Origin of the sequence: Paracoccus sp. N5 (assembly GCF_000371965.1) — a bacterium.
In the GTDB taxonomy this organism is placed as follows: Bacteria; Pseudomonadota; Alphaproteobacteria; order Rhodobacterales; family Rhodobacteraceae; genus Paracoccus.
This window is the reverse complement of the sequence record NZ_AQUO01000002.1, coordinates 212050-227957: the sequence shown is the minus strand read 5'-3', so window position 1 is coordinate 227957 and position 15908 is coordinate 212050. Positions and strand designations below refer to the sequence as shown.

14 protein-coding genes are annotated in these 15908 nt (G+C 65.7%); 3 read left to right on the top strand and 11 right to left on the bottom strand.

All coding sequences use genetic code 11. The features are described from left to right. The first annotated feature begins 130 nt into the window (after window positions 1–130). Genes PARN5_RS0115585 through PARN5_RS0115575 form a run of 3 tightly spaced genes read left to right on the top strand, consistent with a single transcriptional unit; the run spans window position 131 to window position 2917 of the window. On the top strand, window positions 131–1348 hold the full coding sequence (locus tag PARN5_RS0115585; protein WP_026155484.1) for a phosphotransferase family protein: 1218 nt from the start codon (window positions 131–133) through the stop codon (window positions 1346–1348). Beyond that, window positions 1348–1881 carry a hypothetical protein gene (locus PARN5_RS0115580; RefSeq protein WP_018000698.1) on the top strand — a complete coding sequence of 178 codons (534 nt, stop codon included), beginning with the start codon at window positions 1348–1350 and terminating at the stop codon, window positions 1879–1881. The genes PARN5_RS0115585 and PARN5_RS0115580 overlap by 1 nt, the downstream gene beginning before the upstream one ends. Window positions 1882–1909: 28 nt before the next feature. Beyond that, complete coding sequence (locus tag PARN5_RS0115575) at window positions 1910–2917, top strand: hypothetical protein (RefSeq protein ID WP_018000697.1); 1008 nt, start codon at window positions 1910–1912, stop codon at window positions 2915–2917. A gap of 139 nt (window positions 2918–3056) precedes the next feature. Here the strand turns inward: PARN5_RS0115575 and PARN5_RS22335 are convergent, their stop codons facing one another. The 11 genes from PARN5_RS22335 to PARN5_RS0115520 all read right to left on the bottom strand — a co-directional run bounded on the left by PARN5_RS22335 (window position 3057) and on the right by PARN5_RS0115520 (window position 15907). Then, window positions 3057–4376 carry an MFS transporter gene (locus PARN5_RS22335; protein ID WP_081615017.1) on the bottom strand — a complete coding sequence of 440 codons (1320 nt, stop codon included), beginning with the start codon at window positions 4374–4376 and terminating at the stop codon, window positions 3057–3059. Between the two features lie 58 nt (window positions 4377–4434). Beyond that, window positions 4435–5460: a hypothetical protein gene (locus tag PARN5_RS0115565; RefSeq protein WP_018000695.1), complete on the bottom strand. Its 1026-nt coding sequence runs from the start codon at window positions 5458–5460 to the stop codon at window positions 4435–4437. Window positions 5461–5481: 21 nt separating this feature from the next. Continuing rightward, window positions 5482–6015: a hypothetical protein gene (locus tag PARN5_RS0115560; protein WP_018000694.1), complete on the bottom strand. Its 534-nt coding sequence runs from the start codon at window positions 6013–6015 to the stop codon at window positions 5482–5484. Continuing rightward, window positions 6015–7229 (bottom strand): phosphotransferase family protein, encoded by a 1215-nt coding sequence (locus PARN5_RS0115555; RefSeq protein ID WP_018000693.1) that lies wholly within the window; start codon window positions 7227–7229, stop codon window positions 6015–6017. Before PARN5_RS0115555 ends, PARN5_RS0115560 begins: the two co-directional genes overlap by 1 nt. Before the next feature lie 249 nt (window positions 7230–7478). Then, the gene (locus PARN5_RS0115550; RefSeq protein ID WP_018000692.1) at window positions 7479–9128 is read right to left on the bottom strand and encodes an electron transfer flavoprotein-ubiquinone oxidoreductase; all 1650 of its coding nucleotides are present in this window, start codon (window positions 9126–9128) and stop codon (window positions 7479–7481) included. 63 nt (window positions 9129–9191) lie between these two features. Next, window positions 9192–10625, bottom strand: a complete 1434-nt coding sequence (locus tag PARN5_RS0115545; protein WP_018000691.1) for an NAD(P)(+) transhydrogenase (Re/Si-specific) subunit beta — start codon at window positions 10623–10625, stop codon at window positions 9192–9194. A 13-nt stretch (window positions 10626–10638) separates the two neighbouring features. Then, window positions 10639–12216 (bottom strand): Re/Si-specific NAD(P)(+) transhydrogenase subunit alpha, encoded by a 1578-nt coding sequence (locus tag PARN5_RS0115540; protein ID WP_026155483.1) that lies wholly within the window; start codon window positions 12214–12216, stop codon window positions 10639–10641. 129 nt (window positions 12217–12345) lie between these two features. After that, a complete protein-coding gene (locus PARN5_RS0115535) occupies window positions 12346–12990 on the bottom strand; it encodes a 3-oxoacid CoA-transferase subunit B (protein WP_017999239.1) in 645 nt (214 codons plus the stop codon). Beyond that, window positions 12990–13718: a CoA transferase subunit A gene (locus PARN5_RS0115530; RefSeq protein WP_018000689.1), complete on the bottom strand. Its 729-nt coding sequence runs from the start codon at window positions 13716–13718 to the stop codon at window positions 12990–12992. Before PARN5_RS0115530 ends, PARN5_RS0115535 begins: the two co-directional genes overlap by 1 nt. Window positions 13719–13789: 71 nt before the next feature. After that, the gene (locus PARN5_RS0115525) at window positions 13790–14707 is read right to left on the bottom strand and encodes an SDR family NAD(P)-dependent oxidoreductase (protein ID WP_018000688.1); all 918 of its coding nucleotides are present in this window, start codon (window positions 14705–14707) and stop codon (window positions 13790–13792) included. Window positions 14708–14719: 12 nt separating this feature from the next. Further along, on the bottom strand, window positions 14720–15907 hold the full coding sequence (locus PARN5_RS0115520) for an acyl-CoA dehydrogenase family protein (protein WP_018000687.1): 1188 nt from the start codon (window positions 15905–15907) through the stop codon (window positions 14720–14722). Window position 15908 lies beyond the last annotated feature (1 nt).

Here is a 15908-nt window from a genome sequence, read left to right as displayed (position 1 = left end):
CACCCCCTCCTCTGGGCGGGGGCGGGCGGGAAAAGACGCGGCTAGCCTGACCTGAGACAGGACCGGCAAGCCGAATCCTACGCCACGCCCGCCGTCCTGGTCCGCAACCCGCCCAGTCCGAGAGAGGCCCATGACCGTTCCCGCACAAGCCCCATCCGACATACGCGACGCCCCGACCGAGGATTTCATCGCCCGGTCCCGAGCGCTTTTTCCGGTCGAGGCGGAACTCGACCGCATGCTGACTCGCAAGATGCGCAAGCGCGCCGAACCCCGCAATCCGGCCGCCTATTCGCTGGACGCGCTGATAGGCTGCCTGGAACGATTCCTGGTGGATCACGGCGGCCCCGGCCAGCGCATCGGCAACCCGCGCTGGATGGCGGGCGGGGCCTCGAAGATCCAGGTCGCGTTCACGCTGGACCGGCCCACAAACGGCGGCGGAACCGAGCGGCTTGATCTGGTGATGCGGATGGAACCGGCCGAGTCCGTCAATACCACCAGCCGCCTGCGCGAGGTTCAGCTGCTGGAGTTTTTCCAGAACAAGCTGCCGGTTCCGAAAGTGCGCTGGCTGGACGATGATGCGCGCTGGTTTCCTGAACCCGCGATCATCTATGACTGCGCTTCGGGCGTGACTCGGCCCACGGATCAGGAAAACCGCGTCAGCGGCATTGGCCAGCGATTTTCCCCCGAGTTGCGGCAAGAGCTTGCGCCCCAGTTCATGGATGCGCTGGCGCGCATCCACACCGCCGATCCCGCCGCCGGGCTGGAGGCCTTTCACCGGCCGGAGCCTGGCACCACGGAAAGCGCGCTGATGCAGCTGAACCGGGTGCGCCGCGTCTGGCACGAGGATCACAACTTCAGCTTCCCCCTGTTCGACGCGGCAGGCAACTGGCTGGAACGCAACTTGCCGGTGCTGGACCATGCGACGATCCTGCACGGCGACTTCCGGGCAGGCAATTTCCTGTTCGACGAAGGCTCGCGTCGGATCACCGCCTGGCTGGACTGGGAGCGCGGCCATATCGGTGACCGCCACCGCGACCTGGCATGGACGACCACCAGCTCCTTTGGGAATCTGGCCGAGGACGGCAAGACCTTTTTGGTCAGCGGCCTGATCCCGCTGGACGAATTCTATCGCGAATATGAACGCCGCACCGGCCTGCCGGTCGATCCGGCAAGGCTGCGCTATTACCGCATCTTCAACTGCTACCAGCTCATCGCCACGGCGCTGTGCTCGGCCTGGCGCATCGTCCACCTTGGGAAAACCCACCAGGACGTGCTGATCGCCTGGGTCGAGGGCGTGGGCTACAGCCAGGCGCAGGAGCTGCGCCGGCTTCTGCTGGAGGAACTCTGATGCCCGACACCATCGACAATGCTTTCCTGGCCTGTCAGCGCGCGCTGGAGGACATGATCATTCCAGCCATCGACCGGGCCAACCCGCTGGCGGTGGAACAGGCGCAGCTGGTGCTGCGCATGCTGGGGCTGCTGCGCGCCCGCGCCACCCTGCTGCATCCCAAGGCCCGCAAGGAGCTTGAACTGAACCGGTCCGCGGCTCTGGCCGTGGCCGGGCCGCTGCGCAGCCTGGACCCCACCGCTGCCGACAGGCTGGAGGCCGAGGCGAGCACCGCCGGGCACCTGCTGGCCGATCCCGCGACGCCGACCGATGCGTTGAACCAAGCCGCCGCCGGTATCGCGGCCCATCTCAGCGCCGCCATCGCCACCTGTGGACCGCGCGACGACCCCGCCGCGCGCCAGGTCGAGCGGATCGCCATCGACAGCCAGGGGGCGCTGATCGACCTGCACCGGGCATGGTTCGCGCCCACCGGCTTCGACGACACCGCCGACCTGCCGCCGCTGGACATCCTGCTGGCCGCGCCGACGCCCTGATTTCCCTCCCTCAACCAAGGACATATCCATGATCACACCGCAAATGGTCGATTTCCAGAACGGAGCCGATGCCGGCCCGGCCTGGGTCGAAACGCTGCTGATCCCCTTCATCGCCCGCGAGGCGAATATCTATTGCCTGATCTATGTCTGCGTCCGGCCGGGGCTGGGCGTCATGGCCAATCAGGTCTGGATCTGCGGGTCGCTCTCCGACAACCGCTCGGACCTGCTGCATTATCAGGACAACCAGCATCTGCCCGCGCCGCAGCGCCTGACCGATTTCGGCTCCGACATCGGGCTGCGCGTCAGGTTCACCAATGCGCCGCGCGATTTCACGCTGGACTATGAAGGAGGTGACGGAACCGCCTTCCATATCGACTGGAAAGGGTTGATGGATCCCTTCGACATCCACGACCCCAACCACAGCCCGCAAGCCGCGCAGGTCGAGGACATGCATGCCGACATTTCGGTCGGGCAAAGCCACAAGGCGGGGCATTACGACCTGACCGGCCATGCCACGGGCACGCTGACCATCCGCGGCAAGACCTATACCGTGGACAGCATCGAGCGGATGGACCACAGCTGGGGGCCGCGCAACCCCACGATCATCAAGAACATGTATATCGTTTCCGCCACCTTCGGCGAGGACCTGTTCTTTCACATGATCTGCCCGTGGAATCCCGACCTGCCCAAGGCGAACCAGTTCCAGCTGACCCATGGCTATGTCTGCGAGAACGGCCAGGTGCACGGCCTGACCAGCGAGGTCGAGATGACATCGCAGCATCTGGGCCTGCCCTGCGTCGGGCTGCAGATGACGGTCAAGGACGTGCGGGGCAAGTCATGGCGGATGAACGCCTCGCCCAATCTGGGCGCGCCGTGGATGCCCTATCCCAGCGCGATCACCTATAACGGTCTGATGAATTTCTTCATGGACGGGCGCGAGGGTTATGGCGTCGTGCTGGCCAATTACTCGCTGCCCTGGCTCAACGCCAAGAAGGGCCGCCTGACCGAGGAACTGTGTCCCAAGATCTGGGTCTGACCGCAACCGCGCCGAATGCCCGAACACCCCCTGGCAACAGGGGGTGTTCCGCTTTCGGCGCGCAAGCGTCCGAGGATGCCGAAACAGGCCGCCGGGTTCCGACGGCCTGCCGCGGCGGCACCCCGACGCGCGGGAGCGGTCACATCCGGCTGAGATCTATCCCCTTGGTTTCCCGGATGAAGCACAGCGCGAACAGCGTAAAGCAGATGCAAAACATGGCAAACAGCGCCGGTGCGTTCATATTGCCGCTGCGTCCGATCAGCCACATGGCCAGCATGGGCGCCGGGCCGCCGAAGATCAGCGTCGAGAACTGCCAGCCCAGGTTGATCCCTGTCGAGCGGTTGTCGGTCTTGAACATTTCAGCAAACATCGGCCCCAGCGAGGCCGAAGCCATCGAGGCGAAGGGGGCCGCGACGATGATGGCGATATAGGAGGCCGTCGGGCCGACGCCGAAGGTCAGATAGACCGGGTAATACAACGCCATCAGGCCCAGGCTGCCCAGCCACGCCACCGGCTTGCGTCCCCACCTGTCCGTCAGCGCCGCCATCGGCAGCATGAACAGCGACCAGACCAGAAGCCCGCACAGCGCGATCGACATCGCCGTTGCCGGCGGATAGCCGAGATTGCGGATCAGATGGGTCGGGACGAACAGGAACAGGATCGACGCGGTGATGACATGGGTGGCGCCCACGCTCATGCCCAGCAGCACCGCGCGCCAATCGCGCCTGACCGTCGTGCGCAGCGGGGTCTTCTTCTTGTCATGCGCCTTTTGCGCCACCTTCTGGAAGACCGGCGTTTCCTCGAGTTGCAGCCGGATGTAAAGCCCGATAAGCCCCAGCGGCAATGCCAGCAAGAAGGGTACGCGCCAGCCCCAGTTCTGCATCACCTCGGCCGAGGTCATCTTTGTGATGAACAGGCCCAGACCCATACCCACCGCCATCGCGAGCGAGATCGTCAGGGTCAGGTAGCCCGAATAATAGCCACGCTGGCGGGCCGGGGCATATTCGACCACCAGGGCCGAGGCGCCGCCATATTCGGCGCCGGCCGACAGGCCCTGCAACACCCGGCACAGGGTCAGCAGGATCGGCGCCAGGATGCCGATCTGATGATAGGTCGGCAACAGCCCGATGGCCGCCGTCGGCAGGGTCATCAGCGCGATAACGACCAGAAGCAGGGCCTTTCGCCCGTAGATGTCGCCGATGGGGCTGATCAGCATCGCCCCGAGAGGGCGGACGAAATAGCTGACGGCATAGGCGCCGAAGGTGATCAGCAGGCTCGTGACCGGATCGTCGCCCGGAAAGAACAGCCCCGCCAGGATGGTGGCAAGAAAGCCGTAGACGATGAAATCGTAATATTCGACGAAGGTGCCGAAGCTGGCCGAGAATATCGCCCGGCGGCTTTCCGGCGTCATCCTCTCGGACCGGTCCGGCATCGCCATGGCGGAAGTCTGGATTGTCATGTTTCTCCTCCCTGAAAGACCCGGCACGGGGTCGTGCCGAGCCGTTTGTTGATTGGTGTCAGGCCAGAATCCGCGGGCAGGGATCGTTCAGAAACCGGCCGCGGGTCTGGTTCAGCCAGCCCATGTTGTGATTGGCCATGACGATGCCGTAGCCGCGCTGCCCGTCCATGAAGAACCGCATCAGCGACAGATAGGTCACCGCACTGGGAAAGCCGTACCAGGGCGCACCCACATTGGGCGAGGCGACCAGATCCCATGTCTTGCCGCGGGTGTCCGCGACCTGCATCTGCAACCCCACGGTGATATTGCCGAAATGCTGCGCCTCGATCCGTGCCACATCCGTCAGGCCGAAGACCTCGCCGCCCTCGCAGACATAGCCGTGGCTGAGCCGAAGCTGCTCGCCCGCCGCGACCGAGGGATCCCAGGGGCAGATCATGTGAAAGAACAGGTCCCGGGAGAACGTCGCCGAGACGATATAGGTCGGCCGGATCACGGTGGCGTCGCGAGGTCCCCAGCTGTGGTCCATCCGCTCGATACAATCGATGCGATAGGTCTTGCCGCGCAGCGTCAAGGTTCCGGCCACGTGCCCCGTCGCGTCGAAATGCCCAGCCCTGTGAGTTTGCCCCGGCTCGATGTCGGCATGGATGTCGCGGGCCTTTCCGGCTTGCGGGCTATGGGCGGGATTGTGGATGTCGAACGGGTCCATCAGGCCGGTCCAGTCGAAATGGAACTCGGTCCCGTCCCGGCCGACATAATCCACCCGGAAATCCCGCACCCCGCTGGTAAAGCGGACCGAAAGCCCCAGCGGCGTGGTAAAGTCGCGGAAGGTCGAGATGGCGGGAAGCTGCTGGTTGTCCACGTAATGCAGCAGGTCGCCGCGGCTGTCCGACAGCGAACCGCAGATGATGATCTGGTTCGTCATCACCCCCAGCGCGGGCCGGACATAAAGATAGATCAGCCCGTAGATCCCCTCCTCGGGCAGGACAAAGGGGATCAGCATCGTCTCGATCCAGTGATGGTCCGCATCGGCGGGCGCCTGGAAATACAGCGTTCGCGGCGTGATCGGCGGATAGGAAGCGTTCATTGCAAAACCTCGTTCAGGGTGTCATTCGCCGCGCGGGAAAAGGCTCGGCAGCGGGGGGATCTCCTCCGGCCGGGTCTCGAACCCCGACAGGACATGCCAGGAGCGGTTCAGCCGGTTGATCGCGGGGCTGTGGCGCAGCACCGCGCATTCGATGCGGCGCGCCGCCGCGCTGTCGTCGTCGCGGCACGACCGGACCAGCGCCGCGATCCGCGCGGCCAGTTCTTCCGCGCAAGCGTCGATCCGTTCCAGTCCGGCATGGGGGTCGTGCCACAGCGCGTCGGCACGGGCGATCTCGTCCTGCAAGGCGGGCAGTTCCGCCGGAGCGACGGCGGCCATGTCGGACACGAGATCCTCGGCCATCTCCTGGTACAGGCGCATCTCCTGGCGCGAGCGGGCCACGACATGGGGCAAGCGCGCGATGGTGAAGCGGATCGTCCTTGCAATCAGCGTCGCCTGTTCCAGCGCCAGCGGATTGTCCGGGTCGATCGCGGGCACGATCATCTGTTCAAGCCCGCGGACACAGGCCTGCAGCGTATTGCCAAGCGTGTTGGGCATCAGAAATCCTCCTCGAGCAGGCAGCAGATCTCGTCGGCCTGCGCATGGCCTATGCCTTCGAGCATGGCGACCAGAACGTCCTGATGGGTCTTGCCCAGCCGGACGACGCGCCAGGCCGAGGCCAGTGCCGCAAGGACGTTTTGCAGAGAGTTGAAAACGCGATAATATTTCAACCGCGCCGGGTCGATGCTCAGCCCCGACAGCCGTTCATACGAGGATAGGAATTCGTCTAGGGGCACCAGGCCCGAGACCAGGAAGGTCTTGCCGTCCTCGGCCAGGTTCCCATAGCTCGACAGCGTGGTCCAGGCCAGGTCTCGGTGCCGGTCGCCGATATAGCCGCGCTCGAAGTCGAGCCAGGCGGTGATCTGCCCGGTCGCCTCATCGAACAGGAAATTGCCGGCGCGGAAATCCCCGTGCAGGATGCTGGGACGATCCAGCACCGGCAGGTTGCGCCGCAACCAGCTTACCGCCAGGTCAAAGACCGGAAACTCGAAACCGCGATCCTCTTCCCAGATGCGCAGAACGCGGTTCAGATGCAGCAGGGCGGATTCGGTGCTGTTCGCGGCAGGCACCTGGAACGCGCTCAGATCCCCTTGGCGATAGTCGGCGGTGTGAATGCGGACCAGCGCTTCCAGAAACTGCGGACCCAGCTTCTGGCGCAGTTCCGGCGGAAAGCTTTGCCCGATCCCGGCGACGCGGCGCTCCTTGCGGCTGGGGGTCGAAACGCCGGGCAGCCATTCATAGATGATCGCGGCCTGCGGCAGCCAGGTGCCGTCCTCGTCCAGCCAGAAGACCTTCGGCACCGGCAGGATGCCTCGGAAAAAGCTGAAGATCTGCTGCTCGCGCAGGCGGCTGGTCGAGTTGAGCGATTCCTCGGGCTCCATCCGCATGACCAGCCGCTGCCGCTGCGCCACGCCGGCTTCCGACCAGTCCAGGGTGAAGGCAAGCTGGATCTTCGACGCCCCGCCCATGAGCCAGCGCAGGTCCGAAATCTGATAGGGCCCCTGCAGCTTGGCATCGAAAAAGCGGCGCAACGCCCGGTCCAGTTCGGGCATGGAATAGCGGCCGGGCTGGGACGGCTCCATCCGGCGCAACATCTTGCGCGTCAGCATGCGGTCGAATTCGGCCTCGGTCGGATAGTCGCGGCGCAAAGCCTCGATCCATTCGCGGCTGGGGTGGTCCCTTCTGTCCTCGACAATGGCCGTTTGCAGCATCCGTGCCCTCCTCCCTGCGTGTCGGTGCAGCATGCGGCCGAACAGGCGACGAAGCCTGTGGACTTCGCGGTGCCGGGCTGGGCGCCCTTATGGACGCATGCGGAATGTCATCTAGCTGATGAAGGCTAGGACGATTCGCCCGCGCACGGCCCATCCTTTAGGAGGGGAGGAGGGTGTTTTTGACGTTCGGCAGGCATTCCAGATGCAATCCGCAAATGCTCAGCCGCGGCCAAGGCAGCCCGGCTGCGATCACATATTCGGGTAGTTCGGCCCGTCGCCGCCCTGGGGTGTGGTCCAGTTGATGTTCTGGCTGGGATCCTTGATGTCGCAGGTCTTGCAATGCACGCAGTTCTGGAAGTTGATCTGGAACTTCGGCCCCTCGGGGCTTTCCAGCACCTCATAGACCCCGGCCGGGCAGTAGCGCTGCGCCGGCTCGGCATAAAGCGGCAGGTTCACCGCGATCGGCACCGCGGGATCCTTCAGCTTCAGGTGGCAGGGCTGGCTTTCCTCGTGGTTGGTGAAGCTGAACGCCACGTTGGTCAGGCGGTCGAAGCTCAGCTTGCCGTCGGGCTTCGGATAGTCGATGGGCTGGAAATCCGCCGCCTTGCCGGTGGCCTGCGCGTCGGTCTTGCCGTGTTTCCAGCTGCCCAAGGGGTTCCAGCCGGTCAGGTTCGCCACCCACATGTCGAAGCCCCCCAGCGCCAGGCTGGGCCAGAGACCCAGCTTCGACCAGACCGGCTTGACGTTCCTGACCGGCTTCAGGTCGCGGGCGATGGCGCCGGTGCGGAGCTCGGCCTCGTATTCGGCCAGCTCGTCGCCCGCGCGGCCGGCGGCGATGGCCGCCGCCGCCGCCTCGGCCGCGGCGATGCCCGAGAGCATGGCATTGTGGTTGCCCTTGATCCGCGGCACGTTCACCAGCCCGGCCGAGCAGCCGAGCAGCGCCGCGCCGGGCACCGTCAGTTTCGGGATCGACTGCCAGCCGCCCTCGGAGATGGCGCGGGCGCCGTAGGCCACGCGCTTGCCGCCCTCCAGCAGTTCCGCGACCATGGGATGGTGCTTGAAGCGCTGGAACTCCATGTAGGGATACAGATACGGATTGGCATAGTTCAGGTGCACGACGAAGCCGACCAGCACCTGGTTGCCGCCGAGGTGATAGATGAAGCTGCCGCCGCCGGCATTCTTGCCCAGAGGCCAGCCCATCGTATGCGTCACCGTGCCGGGGCGGGCCTTGGCCGGGTCGATCTCCCAGATCTCCTTCATGCCGAGGCCGAATTTCTGCGGCTCGTGATCCTTGGAGAGGTCGTATTTCTGGATGAGTTCTTTCGCCAGCGAGCCGCGCACGCCCTCGGCGATGAGGACATATTTGCCGCGCAGCTCCATGCCGGGCTCGTAGCCGGGGCCGGGGCTGCCGTCGGCATTCAGGCCCATCTCGCCGGCGACGACGCCGACGACGCGCTCGCCCTCGTAGACCAGCTGCGAGCAGGCCATGCCGGGGAAGATCTCGACCTCCAGCGCCTCGGCCTGCTCGGCCAGCCAGCGGCAGACATTGCCCATCGAGACGATGTATTTGCCGTGGTTCGACATCAAGGGCGGCATCGGCCAGTTCGGCACCCGGACCTGGCCCTGCGGGCCGAGGATGTAGAAATTGTCGGTCGTGACCTCGGTCCCGACCGGGGCGCCCTTGTCCTTCCAGTCCGGGATCAGCCGGTCGAGGCCCGAGGTGTCGAGCACGGCGCCCGAGAGGATATGCGCGCCGATCTCCGAGCCCTTCTCCAAGAGCACGACGGAGAGCGCGGGGTTCACCTGCTTCAACCGGATCGCCGCCGACAGCCCCGCAGGCCCGCCGCCGACGATCACCACGTCGTATTCCATGGATTCGCGCGCGGGCAGATCGGGCATGGCGAGGGATCCTCCTTGCTGATGGCTGGGGTTCTGATCGGGGTGGGCCAGTTTGCCGCCCCCCTATTCGATCATTGGCAGGAGCTGGTCGAGGGATTTCTTGGCGTCTCCGTAGAACATGCGGGTGTTGTCCTTGTAGAAGAGCGGGTTCTCGATGCCGGAATAGCCGGTGCCCTGGCCGCGCTTGCTGACGAAGACCTGCTTGGCCTTCCAGACCTCCAGCACCGGCATGCCGGCGATGGGGCTGTTCGGGTCCTCCTGCGCCGCCGGGTTCACGATGTCGTTCGAGCCGATCACGATCACCACGTCGGTATTCGGGAAATCCTCGTTGATCTCGTCCATCTCCAGCACGATGTCATAGGGCACCTTGGCCTCGGCCAGCAGCACGTTCATGTGCCCGGGCAGCCGGCCCGCCACCGGGTGGATGGCAAAGCGCACGGTCTTGCCGCGCGCGCGCAGCTTGCGGGTCAGCTCCGACACCGATTGCTGCGCCTGCGCCACCGCCATGCCATAGCCCGGCACGATGACGATCTCGTCGGCGTCGTTCAGCGCCGCCGCGACGCTTTCCGCGTCGATGGCGATCTGCTCGCCCACGATCTCCATCGCCGGGCCCGCCTCGCCGCCGAAACCGCCCAGGATCACCGAAACGAAGCTGCGGTTCATCGCCTTGCACATGATGTAGCTCAGGATCGCACCCGAGGAGCCGACCAGCGCACCGACCACGATCAGCAGGTCGTTCGACAGCGAGAAGCCGATCGCCGCCGCCGCCCAGCCGGAATAGCTGTTCAGCATCGACACCACCACCGGCATGTCGGCGCCGCCGATGCCCATGATCAGGTGATAGCCGATGAAGAGCGCCGCCAGCGTCATCACGATCAGCGCCAGGGTCGAGCCATTGGCCAGATAGACCAGCAAGAGCACCAGCGACAGCGCCGCCGCGCCGGCGTTCAGCACATGGCCGCCCGGCAGCTTCCTGGCCTTGCCGTCGACCTTGCCGGCGAGCTTGCCGAAGGCGATGACCGAGCCGGTGAAGGTCACGGCACCGATGAAGACGCCGAGGAAGGTCTCGACCCGCAGGATCGACTGCTCGACCGGGGACTTGTGCGCCAGCACGGCGGCGAAGCCGGTCAGCGCCTCGCGTCCGGCGGCGTCGAGGCCCAGCACATGGCCAAGCTCGACATGGGTGTTGAAGCCGATGAAGACCGCGGCCAGGCCGACCAGCGAATGCATGGCGGCGACCAGCTGCGGCATCTCGGTCATCTGCACGCGGGTGGCGACGATCCAGCCGATGACGCCGCCGACCGCGACCAGGATCAGCGACAGAAGCCACAGGCCCGAGCCGGGGCCGATCAGCGTGGCGGCGACGGCCAGCGCCATGCCCACGATGCCGTACCAGACCGCGCGCTTGGCGCTTTCCTGGCCCGAAAGCCCGCCCAGGGACAGGATGAACAGGATGGCCGCGACGACATAGGCGGCGGTGGTGAAACCGAATTCCATTGCGCCGGCCTCCTCAGGATTTCTGGAACATGGCAAGCATCCGGCGCGTGACCAGGAAGCCGCCGAAGATGTTGATCCCGGCCATGAACACCGAGAGCGCCGCCAGCACGATCACCAGCCCCGAACCCGAGCCGATCTGCATCAAGGCGCCCAGGATGATGATCGAGGAGATCGCGTTCGTCACCGCCATCAGCGGCGTGTGCAGGCTGTGGCTGACGTTCCAGATCACCTGGAAGCCGATGAAGACCGACAGCACGAAGACGATGAAATGCTGCATGAAGCTCGCCGGCGCCACCAGCCCCAGCGCCAGCATCAGCACGCCGCCGACGGCCAGCAGCCCGACCTGGTTGCGGGTCTGGGTCCTGAAGGCGGCGGCGGCCTCGGCCGCGCGGCGTTCCTCGGGGGTGGGCTCCTTCGGCTTTTCCTTGGGCTTCGCGGCGGCGATGGCCGCGACCTTGGGCGGCGGCGGCGGCCAGGTCACGTCGCCGTCATGGGCCACGGTCGCGCCGCGGATGACGTCATCCTCCATGTTCTGCACGATGACCCCGTCCTTGCCCGGGGTCAGGTCGGCCAGCATGTGGCGGATGTTGTTGCCATAGAGTTCAGAGGCTTGCGCCCCCATCCTCGAGGGAAAATCGGTATAGCCGATGATCACCACGCCATTGTCGGTGACGATGCGCGCGTCCGGCACGGTCAGGTCGCAATTGCCGCCGCGCTCGGCCGCCAGGTCGACGATGACCGAGCCGGTCTTCATCGCCTCGACCATGTCCTCGGTCCAGAGCTTCGGCGCGTCGCGGCCGGGGATCAGCGCCGTGGTGATGACGATGTCCATCTCGGGCGCCAGCTCGCGGAACTTCTTCAGCTGCGCCTCGCGGAACTCGGGGCTCGAGGGCGCGGCATAGCCGCCGGTCGCGGCGCCGTCCTGGGCCTGCTCGGCGAAATCCAGATAGACGAATTCCGCGCCCATCGATTCGATCTGCTCGGCCACCTCGGGGCGGACGTCGAAGGCATAGACCTGGGCGCCGAGGCTGGTCGCGGCGCCGATGGCGGCAAGCCCCGCGACGCCGGCGCCGACGATCAGCACCTTGGCCGGCGGCACCTTGCCGGCGGCGGTGACCTGGCCGGTGAAGAAGCGGCCGAAATTGTTCGCCGCCTCGATCACCGCGCGGTAGCCGGCGATATTGGCCATGGACGACAGCGCGTCCATCTTCTGTGCGCGCGAGATGCGCGGCACCATGTCCATGGCGATGGCGGTGACGCCCTGCTCGCGGGCGAGCTCCAGCAGCTCGGCATTCTGCGCCGGATAGAAATACGAGATCAGCGTCTGACCACGCCGCATCGCCTTCAGCTCGGCGGCCTCGGGCGGCCGGACCTTGACCACGACATCGACCTCGGCGATCAGCGCCTGGGCATTCGGCGCGACGGTGATGCCGGCGGCCTGGTAGGCGGCGTCGGAAAACCCGGCCCCCGCCCCCGCGCCCGATTCCACGAAGACCTCGTGGCCCAGCTTCTTCAGATGCGCGGCCGAGGACGGCGTCACCGCAACACGCGCCTCCCCCTCGTAATGCTCTCTCAATGCGCCGATCTTCACGAGGCAACCTCCCATGTTGTTCCATTCCGATCGAACGCCATGCGCCTTCTTTCTTGCCCAAATATCCTCGGGGGTGAATTGCGGCGTCAGCCGCAAGAGGGGGCAGACAGCCCCCTCCCCCCTGAAAGCTCAGCCGACGATCGCCGCCTCGGTCGCGGCGCGCAGTTCGGCCTCGCTGACGCCATCGGCCAGTTCGACGATCTTCAGCCCGCCCTCCACCACGTCCAGCACGCCCAGGTTGGTGATGATGCGATTGACCACCTTCTGCCCGGTCAGGGGCAGCGTGCAGGCCTTCAGCACCTTCGATTCGCCATGTTTCGAGGTGTGGTCCATCACCACCACCACCCGCTTCACCCCGGCGACCAGATCCATCGCCCCGCCCATGCCCTTGACCAGCTTGCCGGGGATCATCCAGTTCGCCAGGTCGCCGTTCTCGGCCACCTCCATCGCGCCCAGGATCGCCATGGCGATCTTGCCGCCGCGGATCATGGCGAAGCTCTCGGAACTGTCGAAATAGGCGGTCTGCGGCAGCTCGGTCACCGTCTGCTTGCCGGCATTGATCAGGTCCGGGTCCTCCTCGCCCTCATAGGGGAAGGGGCCGATCCCGAGCATGCCGTTTTCCGATTGCAGCGTCACATGCACCCCCTCGGGGATATAGTTCGCCACCAGCGTCGGGATGCCGATGCCCAGGTTCACATACCAGCCGTCCTGCAGCTCCTGCGCGGCCCGCGCCGCCATCCGGTTGCGGTCCCAGCCCTTGGTTTCGGCGGCCATCAGACGGTCTCCTTCTTCCGGGTCGTGTCGGAGACGCGCGAACGGGTCGTGCGCTGCTCGATGCGCTTCTCATGCTGCCCTTGGATCAGGCGGTGGACATAGATGCCCGGCAGGTGGATGGCGTCGGCATCGAGGCTGCCGGTCGGCACGATCTCCTCGACCTCGCAGACGCAGACGCGGCCGCATTTCGCCGCCGGCACGTTGAAGTTGCGCGCGGTCTTGCGAAAGATCACGTTGCCCGACTCGTCGGCCTTCCAGCCCTTGACGATGGCCAGGTCCGCGACGATGCCGCGTTCCAGGATATAGGTCTCGCCGTCGAAATCCTTGTGGTCCTTGCCCTCGGCGATCACCGTGCCGACGCCGGTCTTGGTATAGAAGCCCGGGATGCCGGCGCCGCCGGCGCGCATGCGCTCGGCCAGCGTGCCCTGCGGGTTGAACTCCAGCTCAAGCTCGCCGGACAGGTATTGCCGCATGAATTCGGCGTTCTCGCCGACATAGGAGGAGATCATCTTGCGGATCTGCCGCGAATCCAGCAGCTTGCCCAGCCCGAACCCATCGACGCCGCAATTGTTCGAGGCGATGGTCAGATCCTTCGTGCCCGCCTTCAGGATCGCCTCGATCAGCAGCTCGGGAATGCCGCAAAGCCCGAAGCCCCCGGCCGCGATCAGCATCCCGTCCCGCAGCAGGCCGTCCAGAGCGGCATCCGCGTCCGCATAGACCTTCTTCATGCAAACCTCCGTTGTTGGACGGGCGCCGCCCCGGCGAGGGGTGGCGCCCCGATCAGAACCCTCCGGTCTGTTCAGACCGGATCCCAGGTGAAGACATCACCCGACTTGTGCAGCGGATAGAAATCGTTGCGGAACATGGGAAAGACCCGTTCGGCCACGGTTTCCGGCGTCCAGCCGTCCGAGGTATGCGCGGTGCGGATCGGACGCGGCTGCGAGAACAGGTAGATCTCGTTGTTGCGCACACCGAAGATCTGGCCCGTCACCTCCTTGCCCGCGTCCGAGGTCAGCGCCACGACGAAGGGGGCGATCTTTTCCGCAACCAGCTTCTTGAGGCCCTCGACGCGCTTCTTCTGTTCCGGAGTCTCGTCCGGGATCGAGGACACCATGCGCGTCCAGGCGAAGGGCGCGACCGCGTTGGAACGCACGCCGAAACGCTGCATGTCGATGGCGATGGCCTTGGACAGGCCGGCAATGCCCAGCTTGGCAGCGGTATAGTTGGCCTGCCCCAGATTGCCGATCAGGCCCGAGGTCGAGCTCATATGCACATAGGCGCCCGAGCCCTGCTCCTTGAAATGCGGCGCGGCGGCGCGGCTGACGTTGAAGGTGCCCTTCAGATGCACCGCGACGACCGAGTCGAACTCCTCTTCGGACATGCGGTGGAACAGCACGTCGCGCAGGTTGCCCGCATTGTTGACCACCGCGTCGATGCGGCCGAACTGCTCGATGGCGGATTGCACCATTGCCTGGGCGCCGTCCCAGTCCGCGACGGAATGGCCGTCGGCGATGGCCTGGCCGCCCATGGCCTCGATCTCGGCCACCACCTCCTGCGCCGGGCTCAGCCCGGTTTCCGAGGCGCCGCTCAGCGCCACGCCCAGATCGTTGACCACCACGGCGGCCCCGGCCCGCGCCATGTCCAGCGCAATGCCGCGCCCGACGCCGCGGCCGGCGCCGGTTACCAGGACGACCTTGCCTTCCATTGCCTTGGTCATGAAAACAGCCTTTCAGTAGGATTTCGGCAGGCCGAGAACCTTCTCGGCAATGAAGCTGGCGATCAGTTGCTCGGTGATCGGCGCGATGCGGGTCACGGCCACCTCGCGGAACAGCCGCTCGACATGGTATTCCTTGGCATAGCCAAAGCCGCCCATGGTGAAGATGGCCCGTTCGCAGGCCTCATAGCCCGCGCGCGCGCCGAGGAACTTGGCGGTGTTCGCCTCGGCGCCGCAGGGTTGGCCCGCGTCGTAAAGCTCGGCCGCCTTCATCGCCATCAGCCAGGCGGCTTCCAGATACATCCAGCGTTCGGCCAGCGGATGCTGGATGCCCTGGTTCTGGCCGATGGGCCGGTCGAAGACCACCCGCTCCTTGGCGTATTGCGTGGCGCGGCGCAGTGCGTCCTGGCCGATGCCGATGGCCTCGACCGCGATCAGCACCCGCTCGGGGTTGAGGCTGTCGAGGATGTAGGAAAAGCCCCTGCCCTCCTCGCCGATGCGATGCTCGTCGGGCACGAACAGGTCGTCGATGAAGATCGCGTTGGAATCCACCGCCTTGCGGCCCATCTTGGGGATGCGCTGCACGTCGATCTTGCTGCGGTCGAGATCGGTGTAGAAGATGGTGATGCCGTCGGTCGGACGCTTGCAATCCTCGAATTTCGTGGTGCGCGTCAGCAGCATGATCTTGTTGGCGACCTGCCCGGTCGAGGTCCAGACCTTCTGCCCGCGCACGCGATAGCCGCCCGGCACCTTTTCGGCGAAGGTCTTGATGCGAGTGGTGTTCAGGCCGGCGTCCGGTTCGGTAAAGCCGAAGGCGACCTGGTCCGAGCCCGAGATCAGCCGCGGAATCCATTCCGATTTCTGCTCATGCGTGCCGTGAACGACGATCGGATGCGGCCCGAACAGGTTGATGTGCACCGACGAGGTCGCGGCCATGCCGCCGCCATGGCTGGCGACTTCGTGCATCATGATCGCGGCCTCGGTCACGCCAAGGCCGGCGCCGCCGTATTCCTCGGGCATGGTGATGCCCAGCCAGCCGGCATCGGCCATGGCGCGGTGGTATTCGCGCGGGAACACCCCGTCCTCGTCGCGCGCGAGCCAGTAGTCGGCGTCGAAGCGCGAGGCGACGGCGCGCACACCCTCGCGGATCGCTGCGCGGGTTTCGGCCAGTTCCTCGGCGGATTGGTTGGTGGTCTGGGACATG

What these genes read in the sequence shown, in the direction of transcription:
- PARN5_RS0115585 (WP_026155484.1), top strand. Translation starts at nt 131, where the DNA reads ATGACCGTTCCCGCACAAGCCCCATCCGACATACGCGACGCCCCGACC.
- PARN5_RS0115580 (WP_018000698.1), top strand. Translation starts at nt 1,348, where the DNA reads ATGCCCGACACCATCGACAATGCTTTCCTGGCCTGTCAGCGCGCGCTG.
- PARN5_RS0115575 (WP_018000697.1), top strand. Translation starts at nt 1,910, where the DNA reads ATGATCACACCGCAAATGGTCGATTTCCAGAACGGAGCCGATGCCGGC.
- PARN5_RS22335 (WP_081615017.1), bottom strand. Translation starts at nt 4,376, where the DNA reads ATGACAATCCAGACTTCCGCCATGGCGATGCCGGACCGGTCCGAGAGG.
- PARN5_RS0115565 (WP_018000695.1), bottom strand. Translation starts at nt 5,460, where the DNA reads ATGAACGCTTCCTATCCGCCGATCACGCCGCGAACGCTGTATTTCCAG.
- PARN5_RS0115560 (WP_018000694.1), bottom strand. Translation starts at nt 6,015, where the DNA reads ATGCCCAACACGCTTGGCAATACGCTGCAGGCCTGTGTCCGCGGGCTT.
- PARN5_RS0115555 (WP_018000693.1), bottom strand. Translation starts at nt 7,229, where the DNA reads ATGCTGCAAACGGCCATTGTCGAGGACAGAAGGGACCACCCCAGCCGC.
- PARN5_RS0115550 (WP_018000692.1), bottom strand. Translation starts at nt 9,128, where the DNA reads ATGCCCGATCTGCCCGCGCGCGAATCCATGGAATACGACGTGGTGATC.
- PARN5_RS0115545 (WP_018000691.1), bottom strand. Translation starts at nt 10,625, where the DNA reads ATGGAATTCGGTTTCACCACCGCCGCCTATGTCGTCGCGGCCATCCTG.
- PARN5_RS0115535 (WP_017999239.1), bottom strand. Translation starts at nt 12,990, where the DNA reads ATGGCCGCCGAAACCAAGGGCTGGGACCGCAACCGGATGGCGGCGCGG.
- PARN5_RS0115530 (WP_018000689.1), bottom strand. Translation starts at nt 13,718, where the DNA reads ATGAAGAAGGTCTATGCGGACGCGGATGCCGCTCTGGACGGCCTGCTG.
- PARN5_RS0115525 (WP_018000688.1), bottom strand. Translation starts at nt 14,707, where the DNA reads ATGACCAAGGCAATGGAAGGCAAGGTCGTCCTGGTAACCGGCGCCGGC.
- PARN5_RS0115520 (WP_018000687.1), bottom strand. Translation starts at nt 15,907, where the DNA reads ATGTCCCAGACCACCAACCAATCCGCCGAGGAACTGGCCGAAACCCGC.